The following is a 17,957-nucleotide window of genomic DNA, read 5'->3' as shown; positions in this document are numbered from 1 at the left end:
GTCCCCGCAGACCCAATGGTGTTGCACCCCATGCCAGGCCAGCCACGCGTGGTCCTGCTGAAGCCGCTCGTCACCTCACCGCTCATCGAGGTCGGCGAGTTCTCCTACTACGACGATCCGGACGACCCGACCACCTTCGAAACCCGAAATGTGCTCTACCACTACGGACCCGAGAAACTGATCATCGGAAAGTTCTGCGCCCTCGGCACCGGCGTCCGCTTCATCATGAACGGCGCCAATCACCGCATGGACGGCCCCTCCACCTTCCCCTTCCCCACCATGGGCGGCTCATGGTCGAACCACTTCGACCTACTCACCGGCCTCCCCAGCCGAGGCGACACCATCGTCGGCAACGATGTCTGGTTCGGCAACGGCGCCACCGTCATGCCCGGCGTGCGAATCGGCCACGGCGCCATCATCAGCACCGGATCCGTGGTCGTCGGCGACGTACCCGACTACGGCATCGTCGGTGGCAACCCAGCCCGCCTCATCCGCAACCGATACAACGACGAGGACATCGCCCGCCTGCTGGCGGTCGCCTGGTGGGACTGGCCCCTCGACCACCTCACCGACCACGTGCCGACCATCATGTCCGGCAGCATCACTGACCTGGAAGCCGCCGCCGAGATTCTGAAATGAGTGAAATGCCCTCTCGCCCAGCCCATATCGCGATGGTCGGCATCCCCATAGTCAGCCATGTCCTGCCGAGCCTGGAGCTCATCCGTGAGCTGGTTGCCCGTGGCCATCGGGTGAGCTACGCCAACGACCCGGCCGTCGCCGACTTGATTACCGGGGCAGGCGCCGAACTGGTTTCGTGCACGTCTGCGCTGCCGGTCGCCGACAACAACTGGCCCGACGATCCCGTCGCGGTGATGAACCTGTTTCTCGACAACGCCGTGCAAGCGCTCCCGCAACTACACGCGGCCTACGACCCCGACCCAGCGGACCTCTACCTGTATGACATCGGCGCCTACGCCGGGCGTGCCCTCGCCGAAGCGCAGGGTCGCCCGGTAGTCCAGTTGTCGCCCACGTTCGTAGCTTGGCAAGGCTACGACCAGGAGGTGGCGGCACCCCTGTGGCAGTTGCCGGGCGCCGACGCCTACCGCGTGAAATTCGCACGGTGGCTTACCGATTGCGGTGCGGCAACCACCGACGTGGACGCGTTCTCCGGCCTGCCCGACCGTGCCCTGGCCCTGATACCCCGGGCGATGCACCCGCACGCCGATGACGTCGATTCCGGGGTGGTGACATTCGTGGGACCCTGCTTCGGCACCCGCGGCGACACTACGAGCTGGGTCCGCCCGGCCGCGGCGAAGAAGGTCCTGCTGATCTCGCTGGGCTCGGCCTACACCCGCCAACCGGCGTTCTACCGCCAGTGCCTGCAAGCGTACGGAGCCCTGCCCGGCTGGCACGTTGTGCTACAGATCGGCAAGCACACCGACCCGCGAGAACTCGGCGACATCCCCGCCAACATCGAAGTGCACTCCTGGGTTCCGCAGCGGGCGATCCTGGAACAGGCCGACGCCTTCGTCACCCATGCCGGCATGGGCGGCTGCGGCGAAGGCCTGTTGGCCGGCGTTCCGATGATCGCCGTGCCGCAGGCCGCCGAGCAGTTCCTCAACGCAGACCGACTCGTCGAACTGGGTGTGGCCCGCCGCATCGACACCCAGGAGGCCACCGCCGAAAAACTACGAGAGGCACTGCACGACTTGATCTCCGACCCCGAGGTGGCCAACCGCGCAGCACAGTTGCGCGCCGCCGCGCGAGCTGAAGGCGGCACCATGCGAGCCGCCGACCTCATCGAAGAGGCTCTTCCCCCACATATCCCGGCCATGGCAGATCGTATGTCCTGACCCGCAGGGCATCTCACCGCGTTGCGCGGTGTACCTCATAGGCGCCGAACACGCAGTACGCCGGTCAGCAACGGCAGGGTGAACTCCCCGCTCGATGTCTCCGATCTGCTCGCCAGAAAAGTGCGAATACGGTCGAGCGCGGCCAGTCGTTCCGGCTCCGGCATAACCAGCACGCCCGCGCGGGTTCCGAGTGTCGCGACGAGAGAGTCGGCCGTGCGCCGCTGCCCGTGCGAGAACTCGGCCTGCTCCGGCAACCCGAACCGAGGATTCAACCCACTCGCCGGAAGGTACAACCGCTCCGTCGCGGCACGCCAGCTGCTGAACGTGTCACGCGGACCGATTGCCGCACTCCCGCCGACCCGCTCGAGCCCAGCCACCCAGTCGACCCGGTCGTCCATGACATTCCACAAACCAGCCAGAATACCCTCGGGCGCAAGCACTCTGGCTATCTCCGGTCCCGCGACGGCCATATCGAACCAATGCATGGCATTACCCGCGAGCACGGCGTCGACCGACCCATCCGGTAGCGGTATCTGCTCCGCACTACCCGACAAGGCACGAACAGTCGGCAGCACACGTCGCAACTCGGCCAACATCGCCGAATCAGGCTCGACCGCAACAACATCAGCACCCAACGCCACCAGCGTGCCAGTCAGCTTCCCGGTCCCCGCCCCGAGATCCAGCACCCGCAGCCCCGGCGCGGCCGCCAACGCCCAGCGCACCGCGTCAGCCGCGTAGTCCGGCCGATGCTCGGCATAGGCGGGCGCCGCCGCACCGAACGACGAGGAATGCCGCAGCCGCACTTCGTCTTCCATACAGTCACCCTAGTCGGGCATGAAACGGTCAGGCTCGCCGCGACGAATACTCGAGCTCGGCCAGAAGATGGCAGACACCACCTGGCTCACCTCAGAGCACCGCTTTCCCATTCCGCACGAGTGATCTCATAGCGAACCTCCCCATGCTCGGAACCCTCGATCATGGGTAGCTCAGGATGGTACGTCTTCACATGCGTCATGCCGAGCTTCTCCATGACATGCCGCGACCCGCGGTTCACGAACATCGTCTCGGCCCAGACCATGCGCACGCCGAGTTCGGTGAACGCTTTGCGCAGCAAGGCGGTCGACCCTTCGGTCGCGAATCCTTTGCCCCAGACCGACTTACGGAACCGGTAGCCGAGTTCGACCTCGTCGAGCGGGCCGTCGGCTGCGGGGCGCAGGATGAACCAGCCGATGAACTCCTCGGTGGTCTTCTCGTGCGCGGCAATCGTGCCGTAGGTGTTGTTCCACTTCTCGTACTGCGCCAGCAGCCGGGGAATCGTCTCGTTGCGGATCTTCTCCGGCGGCGTCGGCACTCCGCCGGAAAGGTAGCGCATCACGTCGGGATCGCTGTCGAGCTCGATGAGCAGCTCGGCGTCGTGCTGGGTGAAGTGGCGCAGGGTCAGTCGGTCGGTCTCGAGGTAGACAGCCATACGCGATGCTCACATGGCGCGGATCGAACGATCCAATGGTTTTCCATGTCGGCTACCGGACGACGATCTCCGCAGCCTCGATGACAAACGTGCGCGCGGACAACGGTTTCCGCGCCGGGCCGCGCACCGCGGATCCATCGCTGATGCTGAATCCGCTACCGTGACAGGCGCATTCGATGGCCCCGTCGCGGACGCGGGCGACCAGGCAACCCTGGTGTGGGCAGGTGGCCGAGAAGGCTCGGATATCGCCGGCGACCGGCTGGGTGACGACCAGATCCTGTTGCGGGTAGATCCGTCCGCCACCGACGGGGACCTCGGCCAGCGGTACCCGCGCCGGTGCCGGGTCCGCATCGCCTCGCCCGCACCCCGCAGTGGTTGCCGCGACGGCTACCGCAGCACCGACCAGCACACTGCGCCGGGTGCAGCCGCCGCAGGATGGCCGACCGGAATCTGGTGCGTCGATCATGCGGTCACCAACAAACCCGTCGCATACATCACCAGCAGCCCGATCGAAACACCGCCGAGCGTCGACACCGCGATTCCTTTACCCTCCGGTTCCCGCAGACTCGGCACGATCTGCACGATCACCTGGACGATCGCGCCGACACCCACCCCGAGCAACAGCGCGGACAGTTCCGCATTATTGACCGTCGCCCCGACCACGGCACCGATGATGGCAGGAGCCCCCGCCACCAGACCGAGTCCGAGCAGGATCAGCAGTGGCGGCCGCCGCTCGGTCAACGGCGCGACAACGGCAAGCCCTTCTGTGGTGTTCTGAATAGCGAAGCCGATCACCAGAAACGTCCCGAGCGCCAATTCGCCTACGGCATAGGCAGATCCGATCGCCAGACCTTCACCGAGATTGTGCAGTCCGATACCGATCGCGATCATCAACGCCAGTCGCACGCCACTGGCCCCCTGCACCGCAGCCGACTGTCGACGGCTGCGCAGCCACTGGTCCACCGCGGTCAACCCGAGGAAAGCCAGCACCGCGCCGAGCACGACCAGCGCGGTACCACCGAACGCGCCACCCGATCGACCCGCCAGCTCGAAGCCTTCGCTGGTACCTTCCCAGGCCAGAAACGCGAGCAGCCCCACGGTCACCGCGAGCAATACCCGCACGACCCGGCCACCGGCTGCCCGCATCACCGGCAGGAAAAGCATTCCGAGCACCACCGGAATGATGCCGACATAGGTCCCGAGCAAGGCCATCAACCCGAAGAACGACGCATTGGTCGCAGGCGTCTCGACCGCGGCGGGAATCTCGTGCTCGATGACCAGCCCGGTCGAGGTCAGCATCGACACCAGGTAGGGCTGACCGTCCTGCCAGGGATAATCGATCCGTACCCGCGCCGATGCCAAGCGCCCGATGGGCTCGCTCGCGCCGGTGTAGTCGACGTAGGCGTCATTGACGAAGATCTGTGCCACCGATACCGGATCAGGTCCGGTATTGCGCAGCGTCAAGTCGATCGACCCCGGCTCGAGCCTGGTCTGCTCGACCGCGATCTCCTCCACCGGCGGCCCGGTACGTTCCGGCAGGCTGCGCCCGCCCAGCACGGCCAACCCGGCCAACGCGATCGCCAGCAATGCGACGGAGACCAGGCCGAGCAGCCACGGCCTGCGGGTGCGCTCGATGTCCACCATGGCTACTCCGTCACCTCGAACATGCCCATCCAGCCGAGCTCGGCGAACTCGGTCTTGTGCGCGTGGAACATGTACTGGCCCAGATGCGGGAACCGCAGTTCGCAGATGCCGCGCTGCCCTTGCCCCTGCACGATGGTGTCGGTGAATTCCGTTGGCTGCAAACGTGTTCCGGTCGGGAAGTAGTCGAAGAAGTTCCCGTGGATGTGGAAGCTGTTGATGGGGTCGTACTCCAGCACGTTCACCAGGTAGATGCGCACCAGCGCATTGCGTTTCACGCGGATCGGCTCGTGCATGTAGTGGAACGGGATGCCGTTCACCGCGTAGAGCTGGTTGCCTTCGCCGTCGAAGGTGGTGTTGTAGCCGTGCTGCACCATCACCATCTCGTCGGCGGCCGGGCGCGGCTGCGGCGGGTCGACGATGAACGTCCCGTACATGCCGCGCGCGATGTGCTCGGCCAGCGGCCCGACGTGGCAGTGGAACAGGTGCAGCCCGAACGGGGTGGCGTCGAACTCGTAGGTGAAGCTCTCGCCCGGGTTGATGATGCCGCGGCCGAGGCCGGGGATGCCGTCCATGTCGGCCGGGTGGATGCCGTGAAAGTGCAGCGTGTGCGGGTGTTTCGAGCCGTTGGTGAAATTGACCCGCAGCAGGTCACCTTCCCGGCAGCGCAGGGTCGGTCCCGGAATCCGCGAATTGAGCGTCCACGCCGGGAAACTCACCCCGGGTGCGATCTCGATATCCTCGTCGCTGGCGTACACATCCCATTCCCGCAGCGTGCGACCGTCCGGGCGGGTGGTGACCCGGCCGTAGTCGAAGTCGCGCAGGATGGCCGTCGGATCGAATCCGTTCGCCTCGTGGTCGACGACGCTGCCCTTGCGAAACGTGGGCCCGGACGCTCCCCCGCCGTGCTGATCCGCGCCGTGCTGGTGCGCCGGCCGGTCGCGCTCCCGCGCCCGAGCCGGCGCCGAGTCCAAGACCCCACCTGCCCCTAAAGCCACACCTACCGCACCGGCAGCAGCCCCGCCGGCCAGGAATCGGCGCCGAGTCGGAATGTCCATTCAGGTGGGCCTTACTTCGTGGATCGATGGAGCGGTAGGTAAAGTTTGGGCTACCGAACTCTAAAATTCAACCCATCGAACGCCGCAGCTCAGATCAACATCCAGCCGGAGCCTGGACAACCAGCTCCACTCGCGCTAAATGCTGCGCAACCCGCCGAAGAACCCGACGATCCGGCGGATCCGCCCCTCCGCCGAGACCTCCACGAAGTCCACTCCGTCCGGCAATGCCGTGCCATCCGCCTGCACCAGCCGCCAGCCGAACCGAGCCATTTCGTGGTGCGCGTCTATCTGGCTGACCCGCATCACCCGCATCCCCGGCTGCTGCGCGAACACCCCGTCGATATGAGCCGCCAACTCCTCGACCCCGACCGCGTGCACGGTCGGATCGGTATACGTCGCGTCCGCCGCCAACGCCGCGCCCAGAAATTCCCGCCGCCGCACCGGATCCGGATCACTCCATCCCAGACAATACGTATCGATCAACGCATCGAGCGGACCGTCTACCTCAGCCATTCCGTCATCCTCACGTGGTATTCGACAATGTCCCCAGTCTGCACCAACCGGAGAATTCGAATCGCCGAGGCCGCGACAGGGATATTCGACAACCGGGGAGTCACTGGGGACACTTCGGCGCGAGTCGCGGGTCCGCACCAGTTTCCTTGAGGCACTGGCGATCCCGGCTACATATCAATGAAAGTTGTACTTCTTCCACCACCCGGCCCCTTGCCCGGCCCGCCGTGCGCGACCTATCGTCATTGTCACATTCGAGCTCGAAATACCTTCGCCGACAAGGCGTTTGGCTACTGAGCAGCACAACAGCCCGCTGCCCGGATTGCGAGTAGTGCAATGACCTGTTGCCGACCGGATGTGACACCTGAACACTCCCGCCCACCCTCCCGCGAGGAGATCAATCATGAGCACTGACCATTTGCCAGATGACGACACCGAACTCCCTCAGGCGATTACTCGGAAACGTCTGCTGCAACTAGGTTTACTGGCCGTGCCCGCCGCGGCGACACTGACCGGTGCCGCGGCCGGCATCGGCAACGCCGACGAAGGTCAGCAGGCTGTACCGGACGACCTCGAACCCACCCCGGCCTGCCACGACGGGGACGCACCCACAATTTCACAAACCGAAGGCCCGTACTTCAAGCCGAACTCGCCGCTCCGGAACGATCTGGTGATACCCGGCTCCCCCGGCACCCGGCTGACGGTCAGCGGTTATGTGTTCACGCGCTCCTGCCGCCCGGTCGCCCAGGCGCTACTGGACTTCTGGCAGGCCGACAACGCAGGCGCCTACGACAATGCGGGCTACAAGTGGCGGGGTCATCAATTCACCGACGCGAACGGCCAATTCAAACTCTCGACCATCGTGCCGGGCCTGTATCCGGGCCGCACCCGCCACATCCACGTCAAAGTGCAGGCGCCGAACCAGCGGGTGCTGACCACCCAGCTGTATTTCCCCAACGAGCCACGAAACAACACCGATTCCATCTTCGACCGCCGGTTGCTGATGACGGTCCGCACCGTGCCCACCGGGCGGGAGGCGACCTACGACTTCATTCTGAACTTCCGCTGACATACCGGAGTTCGCGCGCATGACCTTGACCCGAGGTCAAGGTCAACGCTCATCACCCCGACTGGGGAGCGCCACTGGTGATCATTCTCTTGTGGCGCAGACCGACCGGTCCTACGGTGGGACCCGCTATCCACCGATCGGAAGGAAGTCGAATGCACAAGTCGCGCTTGGCAATTGCCGCTGCCCTGGTCGCCATCGCCGGTTCGGTCGTTGGTGCCGTACCAGCCGGTGCGGAGACCTCCGACGCCCACAAGCTCTCCGTGGCGAACGCGGCGCGCGCACAGTATGGGGCTCCTCCGATGACCTGGAACTCGGGGTTGTCCTCCGACACACAGCAATACGCTGCGGCATGCAAGTTCCAGCACTCGGATTCGCGCGGCCGCTACGGCGAGAACCTCTACGCGGGCACCGGCACTCGCAGTTTCGAAGACGCGATGAAGAGCTGGATGGCGGAGGCGAGCAAGTACGACTACAACAATCCCGGCTTTTCGCCCGAGACAGGACATTTCACCCAGGTGGTGTGGAAGGCCAGCACGCAGCTGACCGTGGGCATTGCTTCCTGCCCCGCAGGCACCATCTTCTCGCAGCCCAGCACCTACATAGTCGCCCGCTACACCCCGCCGGGCAACGTCAGGGGCCAGTTCCCGCAGAACGTCGGTCGTCCGCAGAACTGACCTGCTGCGTGCCCGCTGGCGTCGGGACGCGCGAAAGCGCGTTGGGCCACCAGATTTTCGGCCCGGTAAGGCTGAAAAGCGCTGGGATGACTACGGTTCGGACCAGGAAGGTATCCAGCAGGATACCCAGCCCGACGATGATTCCGAGCTGCGTGAGGATGATCAACGGCAGGACGCCGAGCACACAGAACACGGCGGCCAGGACGATGCCGGCACTGGTGATAACAGCGCCGGTGGCGGACACGGCCCGGACGATGCCCTGGGTACTGCCGTGGTCGGGTGTTTCCTCACGCGCTCGGGTCACCAGGAAGATCGTGTAGTCGATACCGAGGGCTACCAGGAAGAGGAAGGCATACAGCGGCGCACTGGTATCCAACGCCGGAAAACCGAAGAGGTGCAGGCCGATCCAGGCCCCGAGCCCGAGCGCGGCCAGCGCGCTGAGCACCGAGACGCCCACCAGCAGCACGGCGGCGGGGACGGCCCGCAGCAGGGCGAGCAGGATGACCGACACGACCGCCAGGATCGCCGGAATCACCACGCGCTGATCGTGTTCGGCGGCGGTCCTGGTGTCCAACCCCTCCGCGTCACCACCACCGACCAGTGCCCCGGGAACCGACGACAGCTCGGCCCGAATCGACTCGATGGTCGAGAAGGCTTGCGGGGAGCCGGGTTCGGCGTTCAGCACCACCGACCACCGCATCAGCCCGGTCGGCGAGGTTCCGGTCGGCGTTACCTCGGTAACGCCCGGCATGGCACGCAGCTTCTGCTGGACCTCGGCCCCCGCCTCGGCCTTCGCCAATACGATCGTCGGGTTGGCCGCACCGGCCGGGAAATGCGCGGCGAGGGTGTCGAATCCTTCGACGGATTCGGCGCGGACCCGGAACTGATCGGTTTGTGACAACCCCACGTCGGTCCCGATCAATCCGGCCGCGAACCCGCCTAGCACCACCAGCGTGCCGCAGGCGACGATCACCGGCTTGCGCACGACCCACGCGGCGATCGCGTGCCACATCCCCTGCTCCGCCGCCACCCGATCATCCGCCTGCGGGACGAACGGCCAGAAGACATTGCGCCCGCACAAGGCCAGCGCGGCGGGCAGCGCCACCAGAACGAACACCAGAGCCACCACCAACCCGGCGGCGGCACCCACACCGAGACTGCGAGTGTTGGGCAGCGAAGCCAGCAGCAGGGTCAAGAGTGCGGCGACGACGGTGACATTGCTCGCCAGGATCGCCGGTCCGGCATGCCGGACCGCGTGGCGCAACGCCGCCCGATGATCGGCATTGCGGTGCAGCTCGTCGCGGTAGCGCGAGACCAGCAGCAGCGCGTAGTTCGTCCCCGCACCGAAGACGAGCACGCTGGTGATGCCGGAAGTCGAGCCGTCGAAGGCGAGCCCGGTCCACCGGGCCAGTCCGGTACCGACGGTGGCCGCGACCCGATCCGCCGAGCCGACCACGAGCAGCGGCACCAGCCACAGCACCGGCGACCGGTAGGTCACGATGAGCAGCAACGCGACCACCGCAGCCGTCACCGCGAGCAGCGTGATGTTGGCGCCGGCGAAGGAATCGGCGATGTCGCCGCCGAACGCGGGCCCGCCGGTCACCTGAATGTTCAGATCCGCCGGTTGCCCGGCTTTCACGGACTCGCGCAGTTCGTCGATGCGGTCGGTCAAAGCGAACCCGCTCAACTTCGCGTCGACCGGCAGTCGACCGATCGCGGCCTGCCGATCGGGGGAAATGGCCAGCTCACCGAGCCGCACCCGCAGCTCCGCCACCTCGTCGGCGGCCAATTCGGCGCCGTCGGTGCGGGTCACCACGACCACCGCGGGTGCGGTACCCGCATCCGGGAATTGGGTGAGCAGCTCTTTGACCCGCGCCGATTCCGCGCTGCCCGGCAACGAGTTCGGCGCCTCCCCCGCGGCGTCGTTACCGCCGATGCCACCGATCAATCCGGCCGACACCACGGCGAGCAGTACGAGCAGCAACCATGACCTACGGGCGGTGACCGCGGTCGCGAACCGATCCCACATGCGCATCACCACACGATGGCAGAACCGCTGCCGGGGCGCGCGTTGTCACCCCGGCCACGTGGGGATGATCACGGCCCCGTAGGCACGTCGCAGCGGTCAGTCGAATCCGTAGATCTTGGCTACCTGCATCTGTTCGGGGTCGAAGATCGTCGTCTCGGCCTTCCCGGAGCCCGGTTGGATAAGGCTGATCGTGGTGTCACCGGTGAAGGACACGCGCTGCGGGCACTCGTCCTCGTTCCAGACAGTCGCCTGCCTGCTGAACAGTCCACCCCGCTCCCGAAGCACGACGCGGCAACCGGGCGGGTGGTTGTAGATCTTGTGCGATTCCGTGACGACTTCGTGGCTCCCGTCGGGACTCACTGCGACGGCCACGACCTTGCTGTCCTCGGCGACGAACCCGTGCACGAACATCGAAACGGCCCACACGGGCACCATCACCGCCCCCAGTGTGGCGGCAACCGCAAGCTGCCCCGGACTGCGGCGGGGACCCGACCTCGACACGGCGAGGAGGATCACCGCGGCCGTCCAGCACGCCGCCGGCGCCCATACCGGGACCCAGTCGAATCGATAGAAGCGGGATGACTGAAACCATGCGGGCCCGGCCGCGACTCCCACCGCGAAAAGCGCCAGGACGGCGAGCATCCAGATGATCCGCTGCCTGCGACGCGCCCGATCCGTACTGCTGCCCGCGTCGTCCGGCACCGGAGACGCGTCGTCGTTCGTCGTCGCGGTCATCAGACTGCCCACCTCGTGCACATCACGTCCGACTCCGTCGGTCCGGACACCCGACGAGCTTAGCTGAATCATCGAGAAAGTAATGGGGGGCAACGTAACTCGGGGCGTGCGGGCGACTTCTGGCGCCGGATAACTTGATGGCATTCAGCATCCACCGAAGGAGATCGAATGCCCACCTCTCGAACCGCACTGCGCAGCGCCGTCGTCGGCGCCGTTTTCGTGACCATGACCGCGATCACGGGTGCGAGCGCTTACGCCGAGTCGACGGCTCCGACGCAACCGCAGCCGCACCCGGCCGCGAAGTCGATCGATTGCAATCCGGCCAACTTCAATTTGGCAACATGCCTGCTCAGTGGCTCGTCCTCGCTGTCGGCGAAATAGCCTGACTTGTCATGCGGTCCCGGCTCGAAGCACTCTGCACAGAAAGCTCGAGCCGGGTGACCGCATGAACAAGCTGATCGCGTCCGATCAGTGTCCGATCACTCCACTCAGTTCGTTCGGCGTGGCAGCCAAGGTCGTGCTCGCGGCCACCGCGCCGGTGCTCAGGTCGATGCGATGCACCTGCTTGGTCGCCGGGTCGGACACGTAGGCCATTCCGTCGCGACTGAACAGGGTCGGCCGGGGATCCTGCCACTTCAGCGGTTCCTGCCACGGTGCGAGCACCGGGATGGAGCGGGTGATGGTGCCCGCCACCGGGTCGATCACGTGCAGGCGGCCGTCGGTGCCGAGCACCAGCGCCTCGCCTTGCGGTCCGCGGGCCAGCGAGCGGAACGTGTAGCTGGTGCCGATGTCGACCAGGCGCAGCGAGCCGCTGACCGTGTCGATTAGCGAAATCTGCTGGGGGCGTTCGAGTTCGGCGTCCTTGTCCTGCTTGTAGTCACCGAGCACGATCGGCGAGACATCGCTGCCCGCCGCATTGCCGATGCGGCCGTAGGGAGTCGGGCTGGTGACCTTGGTGATGGCTCCGTTGCGGTAGACGAGAACGCCGGTCTGGCAACCGATGACGATCGCCTCGTCCTTGGCGGCGGCTTCACCGTGCACGCCGGGGCAGTCCTCGTTGCGGGCGATCTCCTTGCGCTGCGCGTCCAGCACCACGGCGCCGACCCGCTTCTCCTCGGTGCCGAGCGTGACCAGCAGGTTGCCGTTCGCGAGCTGCACCGCGACACCGTGATGCGGGGTGGGCGTGCGGTAGACCTCGGTCTCGGGCTTCTTCCCTGACTCGAGCGCGGCGGAATCGAAGGCGGTGACCTCGCCGGTGCCGTCGGCGAACAGCACCGTGCGGCCCGCGTGACGCACCACGTGACCGGGCTTGGCGGCAGGGAATTCGGTGCCGGTGAACTTCGTGGCGGCCGCGTCGAAGACCTTGAAGCCGTCCTTGACCGTCACCATCAGATGCCGGTCGTCGCCGGCCGGGTTGAGCCGGTTGAAGCCTTCCAGCTGCACCTCACCGGTCTTGGCCAGCGTGGTCGGATCCAAGACGTAGATGCCGCCGTCATAGGTGAGTGCGATCGGCTCGGCACCGTGCGCGGGTGCCGCCGACTCGGTGGAATCGTCTGTGCCGCAGCTGCTTACGGCGACAACCGAGGCGACGATTCCGGATAGAGCCACTACTTTGGTGGCTCGGGACCGCATGTGCATGTACTTACTCCGTGTTCTCGTGGGGTATCAGGTGGGAGGTGCGGTGAGACCGCGCACGATCGCCGCGGTATTCGCGCGCGTCATCTCCAGGTAGGTGGCCGCACCGCCGCCGGGTGCGGTCAGCGACTCGGTGTGCAGTGCGATGACCTGCACCCGCACCCCGACTTGCTCGGCCAGTACGCGAGCGAGCTTGTCGGGCTGGGACGAATCGATGAAGATCGCGCCGACGCCGGCGGTCCGGATGGCATCGGCCAGCGAGCTGAGGTCCGACGAACTCGGTGAGGCGAGCGCCGTGCCGCTCGGCATTACCGCGCCGATCACCTGAAAGCCGAAACGCTGTGCGAGATAACCGAAGACGTGGTGGTTGGTGACCAGCTTGCGGCGTTCTGCGGGAATACCGGCGAACTGGTCGGTGACCCAGTGGTCGAGCTGATCGAGCTCGGTCAGGTAACGATCGGTGTTGGCGCGGATCGCCGCGGCATCAATCCCGTCGACGTGCTCGATGATCGCGGCGGCGATCGTCTCCACTGCCATCCGCACCCGCTTGGGGTCGGTCCAGAAGTGCGGATCGGGGCGGCCCGCGGATTCGTCGGAGGTGTAGCTGATCGGGTCGACGTGGTCACCGACCGCGAGCGTCGGAACTCCCGAACTCTCGGCGGCCGCCACATGGCGCGCCACGCCTTCCTCGAGGCCCAAACCGTTGTGCACGACGAGCGCGGCGCGGTCGAGTTTCGCGGCCTGCTGCGCCGAGGCCGCGAACGAGTGCGGGTCGGCGTCGGGGGCCATCAGCACCGTCACCTCGGTGGTGTCACCGGCGATGACACGGGTGAGATCACCGAGGATGTTGGTGGTGACCACGATTCCGGTGCGATCACCGCCGCTTCCAGTGCACGCGACGAGCAAGGGGGCCAGGACAGCCAGCGCGGCGACAACGCGCAGCAGGGTTTTCATTCGCCGGTCTCCATCATGTGGGTCGGTGCGAGGTCGGCGGTGAAGGTGCGGGCCAAGCGCAGGTTGTCGTTGTAGGCGATCTCGTAGACCTTTCCGCGGGGTGCGTCGTTGACGTACGCGCGCTGGGAGTCGACCAGGATCGCCGGTGCGGCGGCGCCGTCCGCGAGCGGTTCGAGCAGCACGACTTTCGCTGTCTCCCTTGTAGTTCCGGGGTCGAAGCTGTGCAGCACACCGTCGCGGGTCAGGGCGAGCAGCGTCGCCCCCTCTCCTGCGGTGTTCACCGCGACGACCGGGCCGACCGGCGCCAGCGTCCAATTCTTCTTCCGCACGTCGAGGGTCCAGAATCCCTGCTCGCCGGCGCGGGCGGTGAGCGTCGCGCTGCCGGGGCGGTGGGTGAACTCCACGGCGCGGTCGGCGGCGGTGACCTCGGCCGGGTAGCGGATCTTCTGTCCGGTGAAGGTGCCCTCCTCCCCCGTCACGACCAAAGCACCGTCGGCACAACCGAATACGGCGCCACGGCGGGTCACCGCGCGGCCGCGCGGGTCCGGGCACGGTTCGGCGATGGTGGTCACCGCGGCGTTGTCGCGGGTACGCACCTCGACCTTGTCGCCCGTCGCGACCAGCAGGTGCGCGGCATACGGCAGCGCCGCGCCCCCGGCGATCCGGCCGCGCTCGACGATCGAACCCTGATCGAGCGCGGGGCGATCCAGCAGCACCGTGGCGCCGTCTTCGAGCACCAGCGCCGCCACCACCGGATCACTGTGCGCAGCCACCACCTGCCCGCCGAGGGTGCCGACTTCGCGGATCGGGGCGCGGTAGTAGTGCACGTGATCGCCGTGATCGACCATCCAGCCGCCGCTGTCGACTATGCGCGTCGAATTACCCACGCTCACATAGCCGTAGCGACCGTCGCCGACGATGCGGCGCACGCCCTCGGCCCGGCCCGCGTCCACGGACTTCTCGGTGGTCAGATCCAGCACCTTGATCGCGCCTGCGCCACGGTCGGCGAGGATCAGCCGTGATTGCGGCTCGGCGGATTCCTCCGCGCCGGCCACGTAGCCGTGTGGTGTTTCGACGGGCGGGACAGTCTCGGCGCTCGTTCCACAACCGGCCAGCGGGACCACGGCAAGCGCACTAGCCGCTACCGCCGCTGTGCGAACTCCCTTGCCACGCAGCCGGTCCCGCGCCGCAGCCGCCAGAGCGGAGAGGAAGAACAGGGCAACCGCGACGGCGGCGATCGTCGCGCCGCCGGCCGTGCCCGCGTGCCAGGAGATCAGCAGCCCGGTCGTCGTGGCCACACCGCCGAGCACCGCGGCGAGCAGCATCACCATCGGAATCCGATCGGCCCAGTACGTCGCGGCCGCGGGCGGTGCGATGAGCAGCCCGAAGACCAGCAGCGTACCGACAATATGGAAGGAGGCGACGATCGCCAGCGTCACCAGTCCCACCAGCGCCACGTGCGCGAGTTGCGGACGCAGACCGAGCGTGTGCGCTTTGCGCGCGTCGAAGGTCAATGCCACGAACGCGCGATGCCCGAGTACCGTGATCAGCACCGCAATACCCAGCGCCACAACGAGATACAGCAGATCCCGGTCTCGCACCGCGAGCACGTCGCCGAACAGGAACCCGGTCAGGTCGACCGCGAACGACTGCGAGCGGGACACGATGATGACACCTGCCGCGAGCATGCCGACGAACAGCAACCCGATGCCGGTATCGGCCGACAACCGCTTGTTGCGGCCGATCGCGGAGACGCCCACCGCCATTGCCGCGCAACTGATCGCGGCGCCGACCAGCAGATTGCCCCCGAGCAGCGAGGCCACCGCGACGCCGGGCAGCATGCCGTGCGCCATCGCGTCCCCGAGAAAAGCCATGCCGCGCACCACGACCCACGTACCCGCGAGGGCGCAGATGCAGGACACGAGCAGGCCGCCCCACAGCGCCCGTTGCACGAAAGCCACCTCGAACGGGGCGAACAACCACTCCATGCGCCCTACAGTAGAATGAAAACGATTGTCATTACAAGTGAGGTGAAATGATGCACAGGGAGACCCCGAGCGCGCTGCGCCTGCACGGCCTGTCCGCGGGTTACGCAGGTCGCACGGTGCTGCACCAGGTGAGCGGCGTGATCCCAGCCGACCAGGTCACCGCGATCATCGGCCCGAACGGGTCCGGTAAATCGACGCTGCTCGCGGTGCTCGCCGACGTGCTCGCCCCGTCGGCGGGGACGGTCGAGCGGACCACCGAGCGCAGGCCGGCCTTCGTGATCCAGCACACCGTGGTGCCCGCGACACTGCCGATCACGGTGCGCGAGACGGTGGCGATGGGCCGCTGGGCGCACCGCGGCCTGTGGCGGCGGCTGACCCGGGCCGACCGCGCCCTCGTCGATACCTGCCTGGAGCGTCTCGACATCACCGACCTCGCGGGCCGCCGACTCGACACCCTGTCCGGCGGTCAGCGACAGCGTGCCCTGTTGGCCCAGGCGCTGGCGCAGGAGGCCGAGGTACTGCTGCTCGACGAACCGGCCGCCGGACTGGATTCCGGTTCCCAGCAAGAGATTTCGCGCGCCATACGGGAGATCAGCGCGAGCGGGGTGACCGTCGTACAGGCCACCCACGACGCCGAGGAGGCGGCGCGCGCCGACCACTGCCTCTACCTGCGCGACGGCACCCTGATCTCCGAGGGTGCGCCCGATGACGTTCTCATCCGATACCGCGCCGTGCCGGCCACAGCGGACGAAAGGATCCTAGAATTGACCTGACGGAAAGGGGCCCCCCGTGTCCGCCCCCTCCCCCGGGCGAACTCGGTTGCTCCCCACCCCCGCGCCGGCCGCGACGATCTGGATCCGCCTCTACGTAGGCGCGGTGTTCTTCTTCGAAGGCATCCAGAAGTTCCTCTTCCCCGACACCCTCGGCACCGGCCGATTCGACAAAGCCGGTATCCCGGCCCCAGGCTTCTTCGGCCCACTCGACGGTGTCTTCGAAATCGCCTGCGGCGCTTTGATTGTGGCCGGGCTCCTCACCCGCGTCGCGGCGGTGCCGATGATCGTGAACATGCTCGGCGCCCTGCTGATCACCAAGCTGCCGATCCTGTGGGGTGACGCACCCCTGTTCAGCGGCAAGTCCGGCTGGTGGGACTTCATCCACGACTCACGCACCGACCTCGCCCAACTGTGCGGCAGCGTCTTCCTCCTCATCGTCGGCGCCGGAGCCTGGTCGATCGACGCCCGCCTCGCCCGTCAGGGTGCGCGCCCTCTCGCGACCTGACCGCCCGGCACACTGACAAGTACTCAGGTTTGCTGGACGGGCTCGTAGATTTCCGCGCCGAGTCCGAAGGTCCATGCCACTCCTTCGCGGGCGGTGCGCGTCGCCGGTGGCACGCGCAGCCAGTAGGTGCGGTGGGTGCCGTCGGGCTCCGGAGTGGAGTTGACGACTTCGACCATCACCACGTCCTCGTCGCCGACGAGTTCGATGCGCCAGAGCACCCCGGTTTCGTCGCGGTGGATCGGTTGCGCGCCCGATTCGTCGAGGTAGCGGTCGTAGCCGTAGTACTCGAGCATGATTCGGCGCAGTTCGGCATTCTCTTCCGCGCGGATCTGCTCCGGCGTCAGTGCCCGCAAGCTGTCGAGGAATTCGGCACTGACGGACATGCCGCGCCATGCGTGTAGCTCGAAGCCGTCGGTATAGGCCAGCGCGGGGCCGTCGCCCCGGTCGAGGCGGCCGGCTTCGTCGCGGTGCAAGGCGGTGGGGCGTTCGCTGATCAGGGCGATGTTCTCGTACGGCCACCACCAGCCCGCTTCCCGAGCCACCGCGGCCAATCCACTCAACGGCGAGCCTGCGCCGGTGTCGAACGAGCACAACCATGCGGAATCATGTTGGCCGAGTACGGCATCCAGCAACAACAAGCGGATCTGGGTACCCTGCTGGGCCGTGCTCGCCGCGGCTTCGATGACACCCTCACGAACACGATCGACCACGGTCTGCGTCAGCTCCCACAGCCCCGCACCGGTGGCCTGCCAGTGTTCATTGAACGCTTTCGACCCCAATTCCGCATGGACGCGGGCCCGTTCGGCCGCCCACGGCGCGCTACGCACCGCTTCGCGCACACTGGCACCGCGCTCCCCCAACCCGCCCTCCGACAGCATCCGCACCGCCGCCAAAGGCGAACCGACCCAGACGATCCGCTCGGGCTCGGCCAGTCCCGCCTGCCGGTACGCCGCACACACCCCGGCCTCCGCCGCAGCTCGATCACCGGCACCGGTCTTCGCCGAAAGCGCCCGCCACACATCACGTTCCGTCATGTCTTCACTCTTCCTGTGTTCGTATTGTCTG

Annotated in this window: 19 protein-coding genes; 7 read left to right on the top strand and 12 right to left on the bottom strand. The window is 66.8% G+C overall.

All coding sequences use genetic code 11. The annotated features are described in order from the left end of the window. Positions 1-15 precede the first annotated feature (15 nt). Entirely contained in the window at positions 16-639 is a 624-nt protein-coding gene (locus tag DBO33_RS16875) for a CatB-related O-acetyltransferase (protein ID WP_107655899.1), read from the top strand. 5 nt (positions 640-644) lie between these two features. Further along, positions 645-1,853: a macrolide family glycosyltransferase gene (locus DBO33_RS16870; protein WP_199856663.1), complete on the top strand. Its 1,209-nt coding sequence runs from the start codon at positions 645-647 to the stop codon at positions 1,851-1,853. Between the two features lie 35 nt (positions 1,854-1,888). Here the strand turns inward: DBO33_RS16870 and DBO33_RS16865 are convergent, their stop codons facing one another. The 6 genes from DBO33_RS16865 to DBO33_RS16840 form a co-directional block, all read right to left on the bottom strand. Further along, on the bottom strand, positions 1,889-2,668 hold the full coding sequence (locus DBO33_RS16865; RefSeq protein ID WP_107655897.1) for a class I SAM-dependent methyltransferase: 780 nt from the start codon (positions 2,666-2,668) through the stop codon (positions 1,889-1,891). Between the two features lie 86 nt (positions 2,669-2,754). Next, complete coding sequence (locus DBO33_RS16860; protein WP_107655896.1) at positions 2,755-3,321, bottom strand: GNAT family N-acetyltransferase; 567 nt, start codon at positions 3,319-3,321, stop codon at positions 2,755-2,757. A 52-nt stretch (positions 3,322-3,373) separates the two neighbouring features. Continuing rightward, positions 3,374-3,787, bottom strand: a complete 414-nt coding sequence (locus DBO33_RS16855; RefSeq protein ID WP_107655895.1) for a Rieske (2Fe-2S) protein — start codon at positions 3,785-3,787, stop codon at positions 3,374-3,376. Beyond that, positions 3,784-4,965, bottom strand: coding sequence for a ZIP family metal transporter (locus DBO33_RS16850; protein WP_107655894.1), 1,182 nt, complete (start codon positions 4,963-4,965; stop codon positions 3,784-3,786). Before DBO33_RS16850 ends, DBO33_RS16855 begins: the two co-directional genes overlap by 4 nt. A gap of 2 nt (positions 4,966-4,967) precedes the next feature. Then, complete coding sequence (locus tag DBO33_RS16845; RefSeq protein ID WP_107655893.1) at positions 4,968-6,020, bottom strand: multicopper oxidase domain-containing protein; 1,053 nt, start codon at positions 6,018-6,020, stop codon at positions 4,968-4,970. Between the two features lie 135 nt (positions 6,021-6,155). Next, positions 6,156-6,533 (bottom strand): nuclear transport factor 2 family protein, encoded by a 378-nt coding sequence (locus DBO33_RS16840; RefSeq protein ID WP_107655892.1) that lies wholly within the window; start codon positions 6,531-6,533, stop codon positions 6,156-6,158. A 400-nt stretch (positions 6,534-6,933) separates the two neighbouring features. Between DBO33_RS16840 and DBO33_RS16835 the strand changes: the two genes are divergently transcribed. Then, on the top strand, positions 6,934-7,599 hold the full coding sequence (locus tag DBO33_RS16835; RefSeq protein WP_107655891.1) for a dioxygenase family protein: 666 nt from the start codon (positions 6,934-6,936) through the stop codon (positions 7,597-7,599). A gap of 152 nt (positions 7,600-7,751) precedes the next feature. Continuing rightward, positions 7,752-8,273, top strand: a complete 522-nt coding sequence (locus DBO33_RS16830; protein WP_107655890.1) for a CAP family protein — start codon at positions 7,752-7,754, stop codon at positions 8,271-8,273. Here the strand turns inward: DBO33_RS16830 and DBO33_RS16825 are convergent. Both DBO33_RS16825 and DBO33_RS16820 read right to left on the bottom strand, forming a co-directional pair. Continuing rightward, the gene (locus tag DBO33_RS16825) at positions 8,230-10,308 is read right to left on the bottom strand and encodes an MMPL family transporter (RefSeq protein ID WP_107655889.1); all 2,079 of its coding nucleotides are present in this window, start codon (positions 10,306-10,308) and stop codon (positions 8,230-8,232) included. The two genes, DBO33_RS16830 and DBO33_RS16825, sit on opposite strands and share 44 nt — an antisense overlap. Before the next feature lie 90 nt (positions 10,309-10,398). Beyond that, positions 10,399-11,037 carry a hypothetical protein gene (locus DBO33_RS16820; RefSeq protein ID WP_159080310.1) on the bottom strand — a complete coding sequence of 213 codons (639 nt, stop codon included), beginning with the start codon at positions 11,035-11,037 and terminating at the stop codon, positions 10,399-10,401. Positions 11,038-11,205: 168 nt separating this feature from the next. Here DBO33_RS16820 and DBO33_RS16815 point away from each other — a divergent pair, with 168 nt between their 5' ends. Beyond that, the gene (locus DBO33_RS16815) at positions 11,206-11,418 is read left to right on the top strand and encodes a hypothetical protein (RefSeq protein WP_107655887.1); all 213 of its coding nucleotides are present in this window, start codon (positions 11,206-11,208) and stop codon (positions 11,416-11,418) included. A gap of 87 nt (positions 11,419-11,505) precedes the next feature. Here the strand turns inward: DBO33_RS16815 and aztD are convergent, their stop codons facing one another. From aztD to aztB, 3 genes are read right to left on the bottom strand one after another with little or no spacing between them, the layout of a single operon-like run. Further along, entirely contained in the window at positions 11,506-12,675 is a 1,170-nt protein-coding gene (aztD, locus tag DBO33_RS16810; protein WP_107655886.1) for a zinc metallochaperone AztD, read from the bottom strand. A 27-nt stretch (positions 12,676-12,702) separates the two neighbouring features. Beyond that, positions 12,703-13,626, bottom strand: coding sequence for a zinc ABC transporter substrate-binding protein AztC (gene aztC, locus DBO33_RS16805; RefSeq protein WP_107655885.1), 924 nt, complete (start codon positions 13,624-13,626; stop codon positions 12,703-12,705). Beyond that, entirely contained in the window at positions 13,623-15,614 is a 1,992-nt protein-coding gene (gene aztB, locus DBO33_RS16800) for a zinc ABC transporter permease AztB (RefSeq protein WP_107655884.1), read from the bottom strand. The genes aztC and aztB overlap by 4 nt, the downstream gene beginning before the upstream one ends. A 50-nt stretch (positions 15,615-15,664) precedes the next feature. Between aztB and aztA the strand changes: the two genes are divergently transcribed. Both aztA and DBO33_RS16790 read left to right on the top strand, forming a co-directional pair. Then, on the top strand, positions 15,665-16,387 hold the full coding sequence (gene aztA / locus DBO33_RS16795) for a zinc ABC transporter ATP-binding protein AztA (protein ID WP_199856662.1): 723 nt from the start codon (positions 15,665-15,667) through the stop codon (positions 16,385-16,387). A gap of 16 nt (positions 16,388-16,403) precedes the next feature. Further along, positions 16,404-16,892, top strand: coding sequence for a DoxX family protein (locus DBO33_RS16790; RefSeq protein WP_107655882.1), 489 nt, complete (start codon positions 16,404-16,406; stop codon positions 16,890-16,892). A 23-nt stretch (positions 16,893-16,915) separates the two neighbouring features. On the opposite strand, the gene DBO33_RS16785 is transcribed toward DBO33_RS16790, so the two are convergent. Next, positions 16,916-17,926 carry a DUF6745 domain-containing protein gene (locus DBO33_RS16785; protein WP_107655881.1) on the bottom strand — a complete coding sequence of 337 codons (1,011 nt, stop codon included), beginning with the start codon at positions 17,924-17,926 and terminating at the stop codon, positions 16,916-16,918. Positions 17,927-17,957 lie beyond the last annotated feature (31 nt).

This window comes from Nocardia suismassiliense (assembly GCF_900269665.1).
In the GTDB taxonomy this organism is placed as follows: Bacteria; Actinomycetota; Actinomycetes; order Mycobacteriales; family Mycobacteriaceae; genus Nocardia; species Nocardia suismassiliense.
Note: the sequence above shows the minus strand (reverse complement) of the source record. Positions and strands in the feature narration are given on the sequence as shown.